Source organism: Stappia albiluteola, assembly GCF_014050225.1.
GTDB lineage: Bacteria > Pseudomonadota > Alphaproteobacteria > Rhizobiales > Stappiaceae > Hongsoonwoonella > Hongsoonwoonella albiluteola.
In genome coordinates this window covers 311,953-329,560 of record NZ_JACFXV010000053.1, presented here as the reverse complement: position 1 = coordinate 329,560, position 17,608 = coordinate 311,953, and the positions used below count along the sequence as shown (strand labels likewise).

Genomic DNA, 17,608 nt, shown 5'->3' with positions numbered 1-17,608 from the left:
AATTGCCCCCTCGCCAAGCTGGCCTGCTGTGCTAGGAAAGGGGCAAGTGATTTGCCTGCCTGGACAGGAAGGAACATCAAGGATGGAACGCGTCGTTTTGATCACGGCCGGCGGCAGCGGCATGGGCGCCGGCATCGCCCGTACGCTTGCCGAACGCGGCTGGAAGGTCGGGATCCTGTCCTCCTCGGGCAAGGGCGATGCCCTGGCCGGCGCGCTGGGCGGTTTCGGTTTTACCGGTTCGAACCTCGATCCTGACGATCTGAAGGCGTTCGTCGCTGGAGCCAAGGCGCATTTCGGACGCATCGATGCGGTGGTCAACAGCGCCGGCCACGGGCCGAAGGGCGAACTGCTGGAGATTTCCGACGCGGACTGGCACCTCGGGATGGACGTTTACTTCCTCAATGTGGTGCGCATGGCCCGGCTGGTGACGCCGATCTTCCTGCAGCAGGGCCACGGTTCCATCGTCAACATTTCCACCTACGCCACGTTTGAGCCGGACCCGTCTTTCCCGACCTCGGGCGCCTTCCGCGCGTCGCTGGCCGCCTTCGCCAAGCTTTACGCCGACCGTTATGCGGCAAATGGCATCCGCATGAACAACATCCTGCCAGGCTTCATCGACAGCCTGCCGGAGAAGGAGCATTTCAAGGCGAAGATCCCCATGGGACGCTATGGCCGGGTCGATGAAATCGCCGAAACCGCCGCGTTCCTGCTGTCGGAAGGAGCCGGCTATCTGACCGGCCAGAATATCCGCGTCGACGGCGGCATCACCCGCTCGGTCTGAGTGATACGCGGATGAGCATCTGGTCGCGGATCAACTCCGTCCTGCAGACGATCGGCAACGGCAGCGTAGGTCTGGTCGATCGCATCGTCCAGTTCGTTACCACTCTCGGCGACGGCAGCGAGGGCCGGCGGTCTGTCGCCTTCACGGTGGCGATGATCGCGCTGTCGGCGAAGATGGCCAAGGCGGATGGAGTGGTGACGGGCGACGAGGAAATCGCATTCCTCGACCTCTTCCAGATTCCGGCCGGCGAAGAAAGGAATGTGGCGAGGCTTTTCAACCTCGCCAAGCAGGACGTTGCAGGCTTCGAGGTCTATGCCGCGCGTCTTGCCGGGGTCTTTGCCGGGGAGCAGGAAACCCTCACCGACATTCTCGACGGCCTGTTTCACATTGCCAAGGCCGACGGCCTCGTGCATGAGGCGGAAGTCTCCTATTTGCGGCGGGTGGCCGAGATCTTCGGTTTCGATGCCCGCGCCTTCAACCAGGTGCTTGCCCGCCATACGCGCGAAGGCGGCGACCCCTACGTGGTACTGGGCGTCGAGCCGTCGGCAAGCAATGCGGAGGTGAAGGCCCATTATCGCCAATTGGTGAGAGAAACTCATCCCGACAGGCTGATGGCTCGCGGCGTGCCTGAGGAATTCGTGAAGATCGCCAATGACCGGCTCGCCGCGCTCAACGCCGCCTACAGGCAGATTTCGGCCGAACGCGGCCTTTGACGGGATTGGATCGATGGCCGTAAAGACCGACACGCTGGTTGCCGCCCGCCTGCAGCCTTCGCCGAACCACAATGAGAGGCGCGAAGGAGCGCCGATCGATACGCTGATCCTGCATTATACCGGCATGCGGGACGCGCAATCGGCGATCCGGCGGCTCTGCGATCCCGCAAGCGAGGTCTCTTCCCATTATGTGGTCGACGAGGACGGCGCGATCCTGCAATGCGTGCCGGAGGCTCGCCGCGCCTGGCATGCGGGCAAGTCCTTCTGGAAGGGCGAGCGCGACCTGAATTCCCGCTCCATCGGCATCGAGATCGTCAATCCGGGCCATGAATTCGGCTACCGGCCGTTTCCGGACGCGCAGATCGATGCGGTGATCGACCTGTGCAGGGACGTCTGCCGTCGTCACGGCATCCGCCCCGAGCGCGTGCTGGCCCATTCCGATATCGCGCCGGACCGCAAGGAAGACCCGGGCGAACTGTTTCCCTGGAACCGGCTTGCGGCCGAAGGCGTTGGGCACTGGGCGGAACCGGTGCCGATATCCGGCGGGCGCTATTTCCAGCGCGGGGAGGAAGGCCAGCCGATCGAGGCGCTGCAGTCGATGCTGGGGATCTACGGCTATGATGTCGGCGTCACCGGCGTCTTCGACGAGCGGACGCATGACGCCGTGAAGGCATTTCAGCGCCATTTTCGCCCCGCCAAGGTGGATGGTATCGCCGACATGTCGACGATAGCGACGCTTCATGCCTTGCTGACTGCCCTGCCGAGCCTCGAGTGAGAGAGAACGTATTCAGATTTTCGCCGCTTTTGCGCCAGGTCGCGGCCTTTCATCAGGCTTTTCGTCCCGTGCGAGGCAAATATTCCTGAGAATATGGCAAGATCCCGCCATTTTTCTTGAATTTTTGTAATATTTCGTGATTGGTCGCGCCGGATTTTCGTCTTACCCGGCCATCATACCGCCCGCCGATTAATTGACGTGATCAACAAAAAGGTTGGGCGAATGCAAACAAGACGACGCGCGGGCGTGGCCGCGGCGATGATTGTACTCGGGCTGTCCATGGCGGCCTGTCAGTCGGCGCAGATTGCGACCACCACCGTGAACCCCGCAATTCTCGAAGGGGGGCGCGCCGCCATGTATGACGACATCATCACGACAACCGCGAAGAAGCATGGCATTCCCGCCGAACTGGCGCATGCGATCGTGAAGGTTGAGAGCAACTATAACCCGAAGGCTAAAGGCAGGGCCGGGGAGATCGGCCTGATGCAGATCAAGCCCGCAACTGCGCGTGGCATGGGCTACAAGGGCGCGGCCTCGGGCCTCTACGACCCGAAGACCAATCTCGAATGGGGCATGAAATATCTCGCTGGTGCCCACAAGAAGGCAGGCGGCGATCTCTGCGGTACGGTGCTGCGCTACAATGCCGGCCACTTCGCCACCCGCATGAACCCGGTCAGCCGCAAGTACTGCACCAAGGTCAAGCAGATCCTGGCATCGACCTGACCGGAACGTATTTAGTCGGCGAGGGGCACGTCGAGCCCCGCCGCCAATTCGGCAATGCGTGTCGCGCCGGCCTTTCCTTCCTCCCGAAGGCCCGCGACCATGCCGGCACGGTCGTCGCCGCTTCGATGCTGGTTCAGCTTCCAGACGCCATCCAGCCGCTCGACCGCAAGTTCGACGCCGACGATGCCCCGCGACAGCGCCTCGACGAAGCCGTCGGGCGCGTCCTTAATCAACCAGGGGTCGGCCCTGCCGTCCTCGTTACGGCGTGTGAGCCGCTCGAGATGGGCGAGTAACCGGGCCGTATTCTCCATCACGCGCAGCCTGCCATGGGCGTGGACCGACACATAGGTCCAGGTCGGTACGGCCTTGCCGGTCTCCGCCTTGGTCGCATACCAGGAGGGCGACACATAGGCATGCGGCCCCTGGAAGATCGCCAGCGACGCGGGCGCTGCCGACAGGGTGCGCCAATGCGGGTTGGCGCGCGCGACATGGCCTTCCAGCCGCAGGGTGCCGTCCTCGTCCTCCATCAGGATCATCGGCAGGTGCGTGCACAGGATGCCGCCGTCCGCCGCCGTGACCAGGCTGGCAAAGTGAAGGTCTCGGATCGCCGCCTTCAGGACCTCCGGCCGCTCTTCGCGGGATGCATCGCGGCTGTACATCTCGTTTCAGGCTCCGAATTTCCGTCGTGCCTTGAGCAGCGATGCAGGCGGAACTCCGCCATCCGCCATCCTGCCGTCATGGACGGGCGCGGCAATGGCTGTCGCGACCGGGAGGACGCCGCCCCAGATCGGCAGGTCATGATCCGCTTCGTCATCGACCGGCGGTCCTTGCCGGATTTTCGCGCTTGCCGCTTCGATGTCCAGCGCCAGCACGCCGGTGGCGCGGCTCTCCTTCTCCGTCATCGGCCTGGCTTCATCCCAGCGGCCGGGCAGCAGGTGCTCGGTGACAGCGACAAGAGCGCGCTCATGTTCCTGCGAGTCCGTGACATGACGCGCCGTGCCATGGATGACCGCGGAGCGATAGTTGATGGAATGATGGAAGGCGGAGCGCGCCACGACAAGTCCGTCTACATGTGTGACCGTCAGGCAAAGGGGCGCCGTTTCACCGACACGCTTGATAATTCGTGTTGCCTTGGCGCCGTGCAGGTAGATCGTATCGCCGATCAGCCCGAAGATCATCGGAATCACCATCGGCCGCCCGTCGTCGACAAACCCCACATGGGCGACAATTGCCGCATCGAGGATGGCATGGATCGTCGCCCGGTCGTAATCGGCGCGGTTTGCGGCGCGGACGCGGGCATAAGGTGGCTGGAGCTTTGCTTCGACGTTCATTGCTGATCCATTTCTTCTTTTACGACCGCGAAAAATATGCGACCAACTGGTCCTGTGTAAGATCCAGTTTATTGAGTTGGAGTGGACCACTTGCTGCTCGCCGGGTTTCTCGATCTCGACCGCAGGGCAGACGTCGCGCTGCCCGAGCAGATTTATCGTTCCATACGCTCGGCCGTTGGAGACAAGCGGCTGGCGACGGGCGACGCACTGCCCTCAAGCCGCGCGCTGGCGGCCGCGCTCGACGTGTCCCGCAACACGGTCAACGCCGCCTATGAGCTGTTGGCGGCGGAAGGGATTATCGAGGTGAAACCGGGCGCGCGGCCCAGGATCGCCGCGATGGACAGTCTCGATGCGGCGGCCAGCTCCGTGAGGACGGGCGGGGAAGCGCCCGGCGTGTCCCGGCGCGGCGCGGCGCTGGCTCAGAACGCACGCTCAGAGATCTACGCCGCCGAGGCGCCTTCGAAAGGACAATTGCAGCCAGGCTCGCCGGCTGAAGACTGCTTCCCGCGCGACGACTGGGCGCGGGCGCTGAGGCGTGCGGCCCGGCGCGTCTCCGGTGGGGTGCTGCAATATCAGGAAACGGCGGGCTACCCGGCCCTTCGCGCCGTGCTTGCCGGCTATCTCGCGCGCGAAAGAGGCGTGCGGGCCAAGGCCTCGCAGGTGCTCGTGCTGCCTTCGGCGCAGGCATGCCTTCATCTGGTCACTTTGACATTGAGCGATCCGGGCGATTGCGCCTGGCTGGAGGATCCCGGCTATCTCGGGGCGCGGGCGGCCTTTCTTGCCGCCGGCCTGACGATAGAGCCGCTGCCGGTCGATGCGGATGGCGCGGATGTCGGGGCCATGGCGACGGGCTCCCGGCCGAAGCTCGTCTATGTCACGCCGTCACATCAGTTTCCACTCGGATCCCGCATGGCGCTCGACCGCAGGCTTGCCCTGCTGGAGCGTGCGCGGGCGGCGGGCGCGATTATTCTGGAGGATGACTACGACAGCGAGTTCCTTTTCCACGGCAGGCCGATCGCGGCGCTGCAGGGACTGGGGAGCGGGGAGGAGGTCGTCTATCTCGGCACGTTCTCGAAAAGCATGCTGCCGGGTCTGCGGATCGCCTACATGGTGGTGCCGGAACGTCTTGCCGGCCCGTTGGCGCAGGCGCAAAGGAATGCGGGTCTGCTCGTCAACATCCATACGCAGGCAGCACTGGCCGAATTCATCGAAAGCGGCCACTACCGTGCGCATCTGAAGCGGATCCGCTCTACCTACGAAGCGCGCGGCCGCAAGCTGGTCGAACGGTCTCGCGCGCGGCTCGGCAATCGTGTCGCCGTCGAAATGCCCGTCGGTGGCGTCCAGCTTGTCGCGCGTTTCGGTGCAGGCATTGACGACCGGACGGTGGTGGAGCGGATGGCAAAGAAAGGCTACGCCGTCTCCGCGCTGTCGGGATACGGGCTCGCGGCGAGCCTCTCCGGGCTCGTGATCGGCTTTGCCGGCGCAACGGAAGGCGATATCGACGCCGGCATATCGGCGCTGGCCGATGCGCTTGATGATCGTTGACGACACTCCAAGCCGGCTTGACCTTCGGCCGCCGTGTCCTTACGTGTCGCTTGCCAGTCGGCCGGACGGCCGCTCCCGCAAGTGCGGAAACGCCGCGGGGGAGGAAAGTCCGGGCTCCATGGAAATACGGTGCCGGGTAACGCCCGGCGGGGGCAACCTCAGGGAAAGTGCCACAGAAAGCAAACCGCCCCGCTCAGGCCGCAAGGCTTCGGGGTAAGGGTGAAAGGGTGGGGTAAGAGCCCACCGCGCGACCGGTAACGGAAGCGGCACGGCAAACCCCACCGGGAGCAAGACCGAATAGGGGCGGCGCGAGCCTTCGGGCTCGGTCGATTTCCAGACCAGCCGCCCGGGTTGGTTGCAGGAGGCGTCCGGTAACGGGCGCCCCAGATGAATGGTCGTCGCGCGGGGGCGGGGTACGCTTCGTCCGCGCCATACAGAACCCGGCTTACAGGCCGGCTGGCACCTCTTTCGATCAAAAAAGTGACGTTACGGCGCTTTTGCACGCCGGCGACCTGCCGTTGCAAGGGCATGTCAGCCCATCTTCCCGTGGAAACACAATCTTAAGCTTAATTGTGCATAACCTGTTTACGGGTTGAAAACCGTGTTTGGGAGGGGGCTCAAACCATCGGATTCCATTGACGCCCATATGGTCCCATGTTATCCCAAATCATCCCGGAACGTGACAGAGTAAGCATGGCGCCTCCGCGCCAGGGATCGTCGCAAGGACACCTCAGCCGTTCGGTATTCGTTGCCGGTAGCGGCGCTTTCTCTTCAAGGGGCCGGGGTCCATTCGGGCGCCGGGCGATAGTCGCCGGGTGGTGGGGCGGGGAGTTCGATGGCCGGCTTCGTGTCGCATTACACAAATCGACTCGACGCGAAGGGCCGTGTCTCCGTTCCCGCGCCCTTCCGCCAGGAACTCGCGCGCGATGGTTTCGAGGGGCTTTACTGCTTTCCCTCGCTCTTCCAGTCCGCGGTCGATGCCGGTGGTCACAAGCTTGTCGACCAGATCCAGAAGCGGCTGGAAGGCTTCGATACGCTGACGCTCGATCACGACGCGCTGTCGACCGCACTCTTCGGCGCCAGCGAGACCTTGAAGATCGATGGCGAGGGGCGGGTGATGCTCTCCGACATGATCCGCGAACATGCGGGCATCGCCGATCAGGTGACCTTTGTCGGCCAGGGCTACAAATTCCAGATCTGGCAGCCGGAGCGCTTCCGTGCCCATCAGGCGGACGCCATGAAGCACGCGCTTTCCGTCCTGTCCGGCAAGGCGCCGGCGGGGGTCTCGTCATGAGCGGGCCGGGCGACATCAACGCCGTGACTGGTAATAGTGGGCCGCATATCCCGGTCATGCTCGGCGAGGTTCTGGCGGCGCTCGATCCCCGGCCGGGAGAAACGGTGGTCGACGGCACCTTCGGTGCTGGCGGCTACACACGCGCGATCCTCGGCCAGGGCGCCGACGTCATCGCGATCGATCGCGATCCGACGGCCATTGCCGGCGGCGCTGAGCTCGTGCGCGCCGCCAATGGAAAGCTGAAGCTGGTCGAGGGCCGGTTCTCCGAACTCGACGTCCACGCGGCTGGAGAGGGAGCAGCCTCGGTCGATGGCGTGGTCCTCGATCTCGGCGTTTCCTCCATGCAGCTCGATCAGGCGGAGCGCGGCTTTTCCTTCCGCTTCGACGGACCGCTCGACATGCGCATGGGACGGCATGGGCCGACAGCGGCTGATGTGGTCAATACGCTGCCGCAAAAGGAGCTGACGCGGGTCATCGGCCTTCTTGGCGAAGAACGCCGCGCCTCCGCCGTGTCCTCCGCAATCGCCGCTCGCCGCGCGGAACGTCCTTTCGCCCGCACCGGGGAACTCGCCCAGCTTGTCGAGCGCGTCCTCGGACGTTCTCCGAAAAAGGCGCAGATCCATCCTGCCACCCGGACCTTCCAGGCGTTGCGCATCTATGTGAACGGCGAGTTGGAAGAGGTCGCCGAGGCGCTGGGTGCGGCCGAACGCGCGCTCAGGCCCGGCGGGCGGCTGGTCGTCGTGACCTTCCACAGTCTCGAAGACCGCATCGTGAAGCGCTTCTTCGCCGACCGCTGCCGCACCCGTGCCGGCGGGTCCCGTCATATGCCGGAAGGTGAAGTGCCGCCGGCGACCTTCGAGTTCGCCGTCAAGGGAGCCGTGGAGTCGGGCGAGGCGGAAATCGCCGCCAATCCCCGCGCGCGCTCGGCGAAGCTCAGGGCCGGCCGTCGCCTGGACGCGCCTGCCCGCGAAATCGATTTCGATGCCCTTGGCGTGCCACGCCTTGGGCGCATGCCCGGTTTGGGAGGATGAACGGATGACCCGCTATCTCAATGCCGTCTTCGTCCTCGTTGTGCTGATTGCAGCGGCGACGGTCTATGACATGAAACATGCTGCCGAAATGTCGGCGGAGGAAGTCGCCGACCTTCAGCGCCAGATCGCCGAGGAACGTGAGCAGATTCAGCTTCTCAAAGCCGAATGGAGCGTGCTGAACCAGCCCGACCGGCTTCAGGGTCTCGTCGACCGCTACAATTCCTATTTGGAACTGCAACCGCTTTCGGTGGAACAGATCACCCTGCTGGAAGAGCTTCCGCTGAAGCCGGTCGATCTCGAACCGATCAATTCCGACAGTTCGCTCGGCGGTTACGCCGGCGGCGTACCGACGATCCGCTAAGGGGAAAGCATGGCGGCTCCTTCAGCACCCCGTTCCTTCCTGCAGCATCGTATCGTTCGGCAGAAAGCCCTGCCGGTGCCGAGCCGGTCGATGAAGTCGCGCGTCCTGCTGACGATGGGAGCCTTCGCCTGCGTCTATGCACTGATCGCGTCCCGTCTCGTCATGCTGGGCCTTGCGGAGCCCACATCTGCAGCCAGCTATATTTCCGCGCAGGATTCCGTTGCCGCGTCCCGACCCGATCTGGTCGACCGGAATGGCGAGATCCTGGCGACCGATATCAAGACCGCCTCGCTTTATGCCGAACCGCGCAAGATCGTCGATGTGGACGAGGCGTTTGAAGGTCTTTCCAGCGTACTGCCCGAGCTTCGCCAGCCGTCCGTGCGCAACAGGCTCGCCAGCAATGCCGGTTTCATCTGGCTGAAGCGCGAGCTGACGCCCGCCCAGCAGCAGAAGATCCACAATCTCGGCATCCCCGGCATCGGCTTCCTGCAGGAGAACCGCCGCTTTTATCCGGGCGGCCCGACGGCAAGCCATATCGTCGGCTCCACCAATGTCGACAATCAGGGCATTGCCGGCATGGAGCTGGCGATCGACCGCGCCTGGCTCCGCGACCTGCAGGCCGCAGGCTTTGCCGCGAACAAGGCGATCGAGCCCGTTCGCCTTTCCGTCGATATCCGCGTGCAGCATGTGGTGCGGGACGAGTTGATCCGCGCGATGGAGCGTTATCATGCGATCGCGGCTGCTGGCATCGTCCTCGATGCCCAGACGGGCGAAGTCGTCGCGATGTCGTCGGTGCCGGACTACGACCCGAACGACCGAAGCGAGGCGCTGGACAAGGACAAGCTCAACCGCGCGACCGGCGGTGTCTACGAGATGGGCTCGGTGTTCAAGGGTTTTACGGTTGCCATGGCGCTCGACAGCGGCAAGGTGACGGTGGAGGACAGTTTCGATGCCACCCGGCCGATCCGCGCCGGCGGGCGTACGATCAGCGATTTCCACGGCAAGAACCGCATTCTCTCCGTGCCGGAAATCTTCATCTATTCGTCGAATATCGGCACGGTGAAGATGATGCTGACGGCCGGCATCAATGCGCAGCAGGAGTTCATGAAGAAGATCGGGCTTACCGATCGCATGGATACGGAACTGCCGGAGGTCGCCACTCCGCTTCTTCCCGCCAGGTGGCGCGAACTGGAGGCGATGACGATTTCCTTCGGTCATGGCATTTCGGTGACGCCGATGCAGACCGCAGTCGCAGCCGCCGCGCTCGTGAACGGCGGGAAACTCATTCCGCCAACGTTTTATCCCCGTGACCGGGTGACGGCGGAAGCGCTTGCCAAGCAGGTCATCTCCAAGCGGACAAGTGCCATCGTGCGCTATCTCTATCAGTTGAACGTGCTTTCGGGCTCGGGCAAGCGCGCGGCAGTGCCCGGCTATATGGTCGGCGGAAAGACCGGAACCGCGGAAAAGGTTGAAAACGGCCACTATGTCGCCAATAAGCGGCGCAATTCCTTCCTGTCCGCCTTTCCGATGGACGACCCGCGCTATGTGGTACTGGTGATGCTGGACGAGCCGAAGCCGGAGCGCGAAGGTATCGGGGCGACGGCAGGCCTGAACGCGGCGCCGACGGTGGCCAATATCATCCGCCGGACGGCGCCGATGCTCGGCGTGCTGCCGAAGTTCGGGGAAGGGGCGGATACGATCCCGGTTTCCTACTAGGGTTTCCGGGCAACGAAGACCTGTCGAGGGCGGGGTCGCACCAAAGCCGCCGGCAAGTCTTCGAGACGACGCACAAATGGGCTTTCCGGTGCAGTTTTCGGTCTGCCGGCAGGTCTTGGTCTTTTGACAGACGACTGGCTGCCGTCGCTCCGAAAGGGCGGCCCGGCAAGCGGTCCGACGGACAGTGGCGCATGACATGCAGCTCAAGGACATAGCCGACGACGTCAGGCTTACGCCCAAGGCGGCCGTGGTGGAGATCAGGGGACTGACCGCCGACAGCCGGGCGGTGAAGCCTGGGTATCTGTTTGCCGCGCTGAAGGGCGCGAATGCCGATGGCACGCGCTTCATTGCCGATGCCCGCAAGAACGGAGCCGCCGCCATCCTCGTCGGCACTGACGCCGATGAGAAGACGGTCGCCGCCGCGGCGGGTGACTGTCCGGTCATCACGAGCGACGACCCGCGCCGCTCGCTGGCGCTGATGGCGGCATCCTTCTACGGTCACCAGCCGGGCACCATGGTCGCGGTCACCGGCACCAGCGGCAAGACCTCCGTCGCCGTCTTCGTTCGGCAGATCTTCGCCCATGCGGGCCACGAGGCGGCAAGCCTCGGCACCATCGGCACGGTGACCTCACGCGGGGAAAGCTACGGCGGCCTCACCACGCCGGATCCGGTCTCGCTGCACCGTGATCTGGCCCGCCTTTCGGACGACGGGATAACTTATGCCGCGATGGAGGCTTCCAGCCACGGCCTCGACCAGCGTCGCCTCGACGGGGTGGCGATCAAGGCGGCGGCCTTCACCAACCTCGGCCGCGATCATCTCGACTATCACCCGGATGTCGAAAGCTATCTGAAGGCGAAGCTGCGGCTGTTCGAAACGTTGCTGCCCGACGGCGGCACCGTCGTGGTCGAGCCTTCCGCGCCCTATGCCGACCGCGTGATCGAGGTGGCGAAGGCGCGCGGCCTGAAGCTCTTCACCGTCGGTGAGGGCGGAAAGGATCTGGCGCTCGAAGGCATTGAGCACGAAGGGTTCACGCAGATCCTGTCGCTGACGACGCCGGACGGACCCTGCAAGGTTCGCCTGCCGCTGGCCGGACGGTTCCAGGTATCGAATGCGCTGATCGCCGCCGGTCTCGCCATCGCGGCGGGCGTGTCCACCGATGTGGCGCTGACGGCGCTCGAAGGGCTGAAAGGCGCGCCGGGCCGGCTCGAGCTGAGCGGCAAGACGTCAAATGGCGGTCTGATCTTCGTTGACTACGCCCACAAGCCGGATGCGCTGGAAAACGCGCTCGCGGCCCTGCGCCCGTTTACCCGGGGCCGTCTCATCGTTGTCGTCGGCGCCGGCGGCGATCGCGATCCGGGCAAGCGCCCCCTGATGGGCAAGGCGGCTCACGAAAATGCCGATGTGGTCATCGTCACCGACGACAATCCACGGAGCGAAGATCCGGCGAAGATCCGTCGGGCGATCCTGTATGGTGCGCCCGGCGCGATCGAGATCGCAGACCGGGGGCAGGCGATCTCCGAGGCGATCGCCATGATGGGCGAAGGCGATGTGCTTTGCATCGCCGGCAAGGGCCATGAGACCGGCCAGATCGTCGGCGACAAGGTGCTGCATTTCTCCGACCACGAAGCGGTGGCGGAAGCATTGGCGGCCCAGCCAACAGGTGGCACCGGCGAGAGCACGGCGGCGGAACCCTCGCAATCGGGAACGACGATCTCGATAACCGACGAGGAATTCGAGGAACTCTTCGGCGATCTCGAATTCGAGGCGCGGCTCGACGAGTTGGCGGAAGGCGAGGTTACAGGCGAGTCCGAGGAAACGCACGCCGGTGAAGAGCCTGCCGAAGCTCCGGAAGTCGCGCCCGCAGAGCCCGCCGATGGTGCCGAGATGGAGGCGCCGGAACCGGAGGCCGGTCAACTGCCTGACCTTGCGCCCGCAGTGGAGCCCGTTTCGGACGATGACGTCCTTGAGGCGGCTGGCGATGATCAGGATCTCTTTGAGGAGCCGCAGGATGCCGCGACAGATGTTGGCAGGGACGAGGTTGTAGCAGAGGCGGTCGAAGCTCCGGCCGCGGACTCCGAAGCTGTGCCGGACATGGATGCTGCTCCAGCAGATGAGGTCCGGGAAGAAATTCCCGAGCCGATTGTTGCCGCCATTGCCGCGTCGGATGCACAGATAGAACTGGAAACGATAGTGGCCTCGCGGGCGGCGCAGCCGGCGGAGGCGATCTCGCCGGCCGGGCCGCTCTGGACGCTTGAGGAATTCCTCGCCGCGACCGGTGGTCGCGTCGTCGGGACACCGGGGCAGGAAATCACCGGCATTTCCATCGACAGCCGGACCCTGCAACCGGGCGAGGCCTTCATCGCCATCAAGGGCGACGTCTTCGACGGCCATCAATTCGTGAAAGCCGCGATCGACGCCGGCGCGGCCATCGCTGTCGTTGCGGAGGACAAGGCCGCCGATCTGCCGGCTGACGGCCCGTTCGTCGCCGTCGATGATCCCCTTGAGGCGCTGGTCCGACTCGGACGGGCTGCCAGGGCGCGCACCAATGCGCGTATCGTTGCCGTAACCGGTTCCGTCGGCAAGACGGGCACGAAGGAAATGCTGCGCCTGGCGCTCTCCCGCTGCGGGACGACCCATGCGGCGGTGGCGTCTTTCAACAATCACTGGGGCGTGCCGCTGACGCTTGCCCGCATGCCGCGGGAAAGCGCCTACGGTGTCTTCGAGATCGGCATGAACCATGCCGGCGAGATCACGCCGCTGGTGCAGATGGTGCGGCCGCATGTGGCGGTAATCACCACCGTGCAGCCGGTGCATCTGGAATTCTTCGGTTCTGTGGAGAAGATCGCGGCGGCAAAGGCCGAGATTTTCAGCGGCATCGAGCCGGGCGGCACCGCCATTCTCAATCGCGACAACGACCAGTTCGACTTGCTGATGTTCCATGCACGCATGTCGGACGTGGAGCACGTGCGCACCTTCGGCGTCGATCATCCGGCCGATGCACGCGCGCACAAGATTGCGGCTCAAACGGGATGCACCTGCATTTCGGCGACGATCATGGGCGAGGAGATCGCCTACAAGGTCGGCGCTCCGGGTTTTCACTATGTGAAGAACAGCCTGGCGGTGCTCGCCGCCGTCAAGGAGCTGGGCGGCGATCTGGCGCTGGCCGGCCTGGCGCTGGCCGACATGCGGGCGCCGAAAGGGCGTGGCGCGCAGACGGCGCTCAGGCTGCCCAGCGGCAAGGCGACGCTGATCGACGAAAGCTACAACGCCAATCCGGCGTCCATGCGCGCCGCGCTTCGCCTGCTTGGCGAAACGCCGGTCAAGGCGCCGGGGCGGCGCATTGCCGTGCTTGGCGACATGCGCGAGCTGGGCGACGCTGCGGACGGCCTGCACGCGGCGCTCGCCGAGGCGGTGCGATCGGCGAATGTCGACCTCGTCTATTGCGCCGGCCCGCATATGCACAGCCTTTGGGAAGCTTTGCCGACGCCAATGCGCGGCGCCTATTCCGAGGAATCCAAGGGCCTGAGGCCGCTTCTCCTCAACGAGTTGCGGCCGGGTGATGTCGTCATGATCAAGGGATCGCTCGGCACCCGCATGGGACCGCTGGTCGATGCGCTGACGAGCGAGTTTCCCGCCGCCGATGAAGCAGCGGAGTAAGGACAACAACAAGCATGCTCTATCTTCTCGGTGAATTGTCGGGTCAGTTTTCAGCACTGAACGTTTTCCGGTACATCACGTTTCGAACCGGCGGCGCCATCATGACGGCGCTGCTTTTCGTCTTTCTCTTCGGTCCGAAGATCATTTCCTCGCTCCGCCTGCGCCAGGGTCGGGGCCAGCCGATCCGCGCCGACGGTCCGCAAAGCCATCTTCTGACCAAGAAGGGCACGCCCACCATGGGCGGGCTGATGATCCTGTCGGGCATGATCGTGGCGACGCTGCTTTGGGCAAACCTGAAGAGCCCCTACACATGGATCGTGCTCGGCGTGACGGTCGGCTTCGGCCTGATCGGCTTCTATGACGACTACCTGAAGGTGAAGAAGGCGACCCATGCCGGCTTCGGCGGCCGCGCAAGGCTCGGGCTCGAATTCCTGATCGCAGGGATCGCCGCCTTCTCGGTGACGCTGCTTGACGCCGACCCCCTATCGACCTCGATCGCCTTTCCGTTCCTGAAGGATGTAGCGCTCAATCTCGGCATCTTCTTCATCCCCTTCGCCGCCTTCGTGGTGGTGGGCGCGGGCAATGCGGTCAACCTGACCGACGGCCTGGACGGGTTGGCCATCGTGCCGGTGATGATTGCTGCGGCCTCCTTCGCGCTCATTGCCTACCTCTCGGGCAACGCGGTCTTTGCGGATTACCTCCAGATTCATCATGTGCCGGGAACGGGCGAGCTTGCGGTTCTCTGCGGCGCGGTGATCGGCGCGGGCCTCGGCTTCCTGTGGTTCAACGCGCCTCCCGCCGCCATCTTCATGGGCGACACCGGGTCGCTGGCGCTCGGCGGGATGATCGGTGCCATTGCCGTTGCCACGAAGCACGAGATCGTCCTCGCCATCATCGGCGGCCTCTTCGTGCTGGAGGCTGTGTCGGTCATCGTCCAGGTCGCTTCCTTCAAGCTGACTGGCAAGCGCGTTTTCAAGATGGCGCCGATCCATCATCATTTCGAGCATCTGGGCTGGACCGAATCGCAGGTTGTGATCCGATTCTGGATCATTGCCGTGGTTCTGGCCCTGGTCGGCCTTGCCACGCTGAAACTGAGGTAGACGATGATCCCCGTCGAAAGTTTCAAGGGCAGGAAGGTGGCGTTGTTCGGTCTCGGCGGGTCCGGGACCTCGACGGCGCGCGCGCTTGTCGCCGGCGGGGCCGATGTCCTGGCCTTCGATGATGCGACGTCGCGTGTCGATGCCGCCGCCGCGCTCGGTATCCGCACCGGGGATCTGCGTGATGCCGACTGGAGCGAATTCGCCGCCCTCGTGCTGGCGCCCGGCGTGCCGCTCACCCATCCCAGGCCCCATTGGAGCGTGGAACTGGCGCGCGCCGCCGGAATTGAAGTGATCGGCGATATCGAGCTCTTTTGCCGCGAGCGGCGGCGCGTCGCTCCGCAAACGTCGTTTGTCGCGATAACCGGCACCAATGGCAAATCGACCACCACGGCGCTGATCGCCCATCTGGTGAAGTCCGCGGGGCGCGATGTGCAGCTTGGCGGCAATATCGGCACGCCCGTTCTCGATCTTGCCCCGATTGCCGCCGGCCGCACCTATGTTGTCGAGTGCTCCTCCTATCAGATCGACCTGGCGCCGACGCTCGATCCATCCGTCGGCATCCATCTCAACCTGACGCCCGACCATCTCGACCGTCACGGCACGATGCAGAACTACGCCGCGGTGAAGGAACACCTGATCTCGGGCAGCGACTTTGCCGTGGTCGGCGTCGACGACACGCCGTCTGCCGCAATCGCCGACCGGGCGGAGCAGGCCGGCAAGCCGGTCAGTCGCATTTCCGTGCGCCGGACGGTGGCGCGCGGTGTCTACGCGCAGGGCCAGCAGCTTTTCGTCGCCGACGATGGGCGGCAGGAGCCCTTTACCGATCTGGCAGGCATCGACTCGCTGCGCGGCTCCCACAATGCGCAAAACGCCGCCGCCGCGGTGGCGGCGGCGCTGCGGCTCGGCCTGACTAGGGAAGAAATCGTCAGGGGGCTGAAGACCTTTCCCGGCCTGTCGCATCGCATGGAAATCGTTGCGCGCGAGGGCAGGGTTCTTTTCGTCAACGACAGCAAGGCAACCAATGCCGACGCAGCTGAACGGGCGCTCGCCAGCTTTTCGCGCATCTACTGGATTGCCGGCGGCCGGCCGAAGGCGGGGGGTATCGCGCCGCTTGCCGACTATTTCCCGCGCATCGCCAGGGCCTACCTGATCGGCGAGGCGGCTGAGGAGTTCGCAGGCACGCTGGACGGCAAGGCCGATTGTGTGGTGAGCGGAACACTCGATGAGGCCGTCGCCGCTGCGGCACGCGATGCCGCCGCCGACGATCACAGGGAGCCGGTGGTCCTGTTGTCGCCCGCCTGTGCTTCCTTCGACCAATTTCCGAATTTCGAGCTTCGCGGAGCGGCCTTCGTCGATGCCGTAAAGCGTGTCATTGGCAAGCCCCATGGACGGGAGGTCGCCTGATGGTCAGCAGAGCGGATCGCAGCCCCTTTGCCGAATGGTTATGGACCGTGGACCGGTTCCTGCTCGCCGGCTTCTTCATCCTGATGATCGGCGGAGTGGTGCTGTCCTTCGCGGCCAGTCCGGCGGTGGCCGAAAGGCTGGGCATCGACACCTACCACTTCGTCAAGCGACAGGCGTTCTTCCTGATACCGGCTATTGCCGTGATGCTTGCGACTTCGGCGCTGCCGCCGCGCATGATCCGCCGGGTCGCACTGATCGTCTTCGCAATTTCCATTGCCATGATGCTGGCTACCCTCTTCCTCGGCGTCGAGGTGAAGGGTGCGCGGCGCTGGATCTCGATCGCCGGCATCTCGCTGCAGCCCTCGGAATTCCTGAAGCCGGCCTTCGTGGTGCTGATCGCCTTTCTTCTTTCGGAGGCCGGACGCCGGCGCGAAGTTCCCGGCGCCCTGCTGTCGATCCTCATCTACGTCATCTGCGTTGCCTTGCTCGTCGCCCAGCCCGATTTCGGCCAGACGCTGTTGCTCAGCATCGTTTTCGGAGCGCTCTTCTTCCTGAACGGCTTGCCCTGGCTGGCCATCCTGCCTATCGGCGCACTGGGGTTGACGGGCCTCGTGGCCGCCTATGCCCTCCTGCCGCATGTGCAAAGCCGCGTCGCGCGCTTTCTCGATCCGGATGCCGGCGACACGTTCAACGTCGATCGGGCGCTCGACTCATTCGTTTCGGGCAGCTGGTTTGGAAGGGGGCCGGGCGAAGGAACCATCAAGCGTGTGCTGCCGGAAAGCCATACGGACTTCATCTTCGCCGTAGCGGCGGAGGAGTTCGGCATCATTGTCTGCCTGCTTCTGGTCACCGTCTTCGCTTTCGTGGTGCTGCGCGGGCTTTCGAGGGCCGGCCGCAGCGCGGATCCGTTCAACCGGCTTGCCGCTTCCGCGCTGATGGTGCTCTTCGGGCTGCAGTCCTGCATCAACATGGCGGTGAATGTGAATCTGATGCCGGCCAAGGGCATGACGCTGCCGTTCATATCCTATGGCGGCTCGTCCCTGATCTCGGTTGCCTTGGCCATGGGTTTCGTCCTGGCGCTGACCAGAAAGCGGCCACAGCCGACCCGCACGGATGCGGTGGTCGTCTCCCGCCTGCAGCCCTCCAGCCTCACCTGACAAGAACGACAGACGCAGA

The 17,608-nt window shown here is 64.5% G+C and carries 15 protein-coding genes and 1 other RNA gene; 14 read left to right on the top strand and 2 right to left on the bottom strand.

Annotated elements, in window-relative coordinates; all coding sequences use genetic code 11:
* Window positions 1–82: 82 nt before the first annotated feature.
* The 4 genes from H2509_RS11900 to H2509_RS11885 all read left to right on the top strand — a co-directional run bounded on the left by H2509_RS11900 (window position 83) and on the right by H2509_RS11885 (window position 2,992).
* Window positions 83–781 (top strand): SDR family oxidoreductase, encoded by a 699-nt coding sequence (locus tag H2509_RS11900; RefSeq protein ID WP_182165529.1) that lies wholly within the window; start codon window positions 83–85, stop codon window positions 779–781.
* 11 nt (window positions 782–792) lie between these two features.
* Window positions 793–1,494: a J domain-containing protein gene (locus H2509_RS11895; protein ID WP_182165527.1), complete on the top strand. Its 702-nt coding sequence runs from the start codon at window positions 793–795 to the stop codon at window positions 1,492–1,494.
* A gap of 13 nt (window positions 1,495–1,507) precedes the next feature.
* Complete coding sequence (locus H2509_RS11890; RefSeq protein WP_182165525.1) at window positions 1,508–2,269, top strand: N-acetylmuramoyl-L-alanine amidase; 762 nt, start codon at window positions 1,508–1,510, stop codon at window positions 2,267–2,269.
* 222 nt (window positions 2,270–2,491) lie between these two features.
* Window positions 2,492–2,992 (top strand): lytic transglycosylase domain-containing protein, encoded by a 501-nt coding sequence (locus H2509_RS11885; RefSeq protein WP_182165523.1) that lies wholly within the window; start codon window positions 2,492–2,494, stop codon window positions 2,990–2,992.
* 11 nt (window positions 2,993–3,003) lie between these two features.
* On the opposite strand, the gene H2509_RS11880 is transcribed toward H2509_RS11885, so the two are convergent.
* Complete coding sequence (locus H2509_RS11880) at window positions 3,004–3,651, bottom strand: FMN-binding negative transcriptional regulator (RefSeq protein ID WP_182165521.1); 648 nt, start codon at window positions 3,649–3,651, stop codon at window positions 3,004–3,006.
* Window positions 3,652–3,657: 6 nt separating this feature from the next.
* Window positions 3,658–4,323 carry a pyridoxamine 5'-phosphate oxidase family protein gene (locus H2509_RS11875; RefSeq protein WP_182165519.1) on the bottom strand — a complete coding sequence of 222 codons (666 nt, stop codon included), beginning with the start codon at window positions 4,321–4,323 and terminating at the stop codon, window positions 3,658–3,660.
* An 81-nt stretch (window positions 4,324–4,404) separates the two neighbouring features.
* Here H2509_RS11875 and pdxR point away from each other — a divergent pair, with 81 nt between their 5' ends.
* From pdxR to ftsW, 10 genes are all read left to right on the top strand, one after another.
* Window positions 4,405–5,868, top strand: a complete 1,464-nt coding sequence (gene pdxR, locus H2509_RS11870; protein ID WP_182165517.1) for a MocR-like pyridoxine biosynthesis transcription factor PdxR — start codon at window positions 4,405–4,407, stop codon at window positions 5,866–5,868.
* Between the two features lie 53 nt (window positions 5,869–5,921).
* An RNA gene (gene rnpB, locus H2509_RS11865) (RNase P RNA component class A) lies at window positions 5,922–6,332 on the top strand.
* Between the two features lie 371 nt (window positions 6,333–6,703).
* Window positions 6,704–7,162 (top strand): division/cell wall cluster transcriptional repressor MraZ, encoded by a 459-nt coding sequence (gene mraZ / locus H2509_RS11860; protein WP_182165515.1) that lies wholly within the window; start codon window positions 6,704–6,706, stop codon window positions 7,160–7,162.
* Window positions 7,159–8,193, top strand: coding sequence for a 16S rRNA (cytosine(1402)-N(4))-methyltransferase RsmH (gene rsmH / locus H2509_RS11855; protein ID WP_182165513.1), 1,035 nt, complete (start codon window positions 7,159–7,161; stop codon window positions 8,191–8,193). The genes mraZ and rsmH overlap by 4 nt, the downstream gene beginning before the upstream one ends.
* A 4-nt stretch (window positions 8,194–8,197) precedes the next feature.
* Entirely contained in the window at window positions 8,198–8,554 is a 357-nt protein-coding gene (gene ftsL / locus H2509_RS11850) for a cell division protein FtsL (protein ID WP_182165511.1), read from the top strand.
* Window positions 8,555–8,563: 9 nt separating this feature from the next.
* Window positions 8,564–10,270 carry a peptidoglycan D,D-transpeptidase FtsI family protein gene (locus tag H2509_RS11845; protein WP_182165509.1) on the top strand — a complete coding sequence of 569 codons (1,707 nt, stop codon included), beginning with the start codon at window positions 8,564–8,566 and terminating at the stop codon, window positions 10,268–10,270.
* 196 nt (window positions 10,271–10,466) lie between these two features.
* Complete coding sequence (locus H2509_RS20970; RefSeq protein WP_235974872.1) at window positions 10,467–13,928, top strand: UDP-N-acetylmuramoylalanyl-D-glutamyl-2,6-diaminopimelate--D-alanyl-D-alanine ligase; 3,462 nt, start codon at window positions 10,467–10,469, stop codon at window positions 13,926–13,928.
* 14 nt (window positions 13,929–13,942) lie between these two features.
* Window positions 13,943–15,028, top strand: coding sequence for a phospho-N-acetylmuramoyl-pentapeptide-transferase (gene mraY, locus H2509_RS11830; RefSeq protein ID WP_182165507.1), 1,086 nt, complete (start codon window positions 13,943–13,945; stop codon window positions 15,026–15,028).
* Window positions 15,029–15,031: 3 nt separating this feature from the next.
* Window positions 15,032–16,432, top strand: coding sequence for a UDP-N-acetylmuramoyl-L-alanine--D-glutamate ligase (gene murD, locus H2509_RS11825; RefSeq protein ID WP_182165505.1), 1,401 nt, complete (start codon window positions 15,032–15,034; stop codon window positions 16,430–16,432).
* Window positions 16,432–17,589, top strand: a complete 1,158-nt coding sequence (gene ftsW, locus H2509_RS11820; protein WP_182165503.1) for a putative lipid II flippase FtsW — start codon at window positions 16,432–16,434, stop codon at window positions 17,587–17,589. Before murD ends, ftsW begins: the two co-directional genes overlap by 1 nt.
* Window positions 17,590–17,608: the final 19 nt, after the last annotated feature.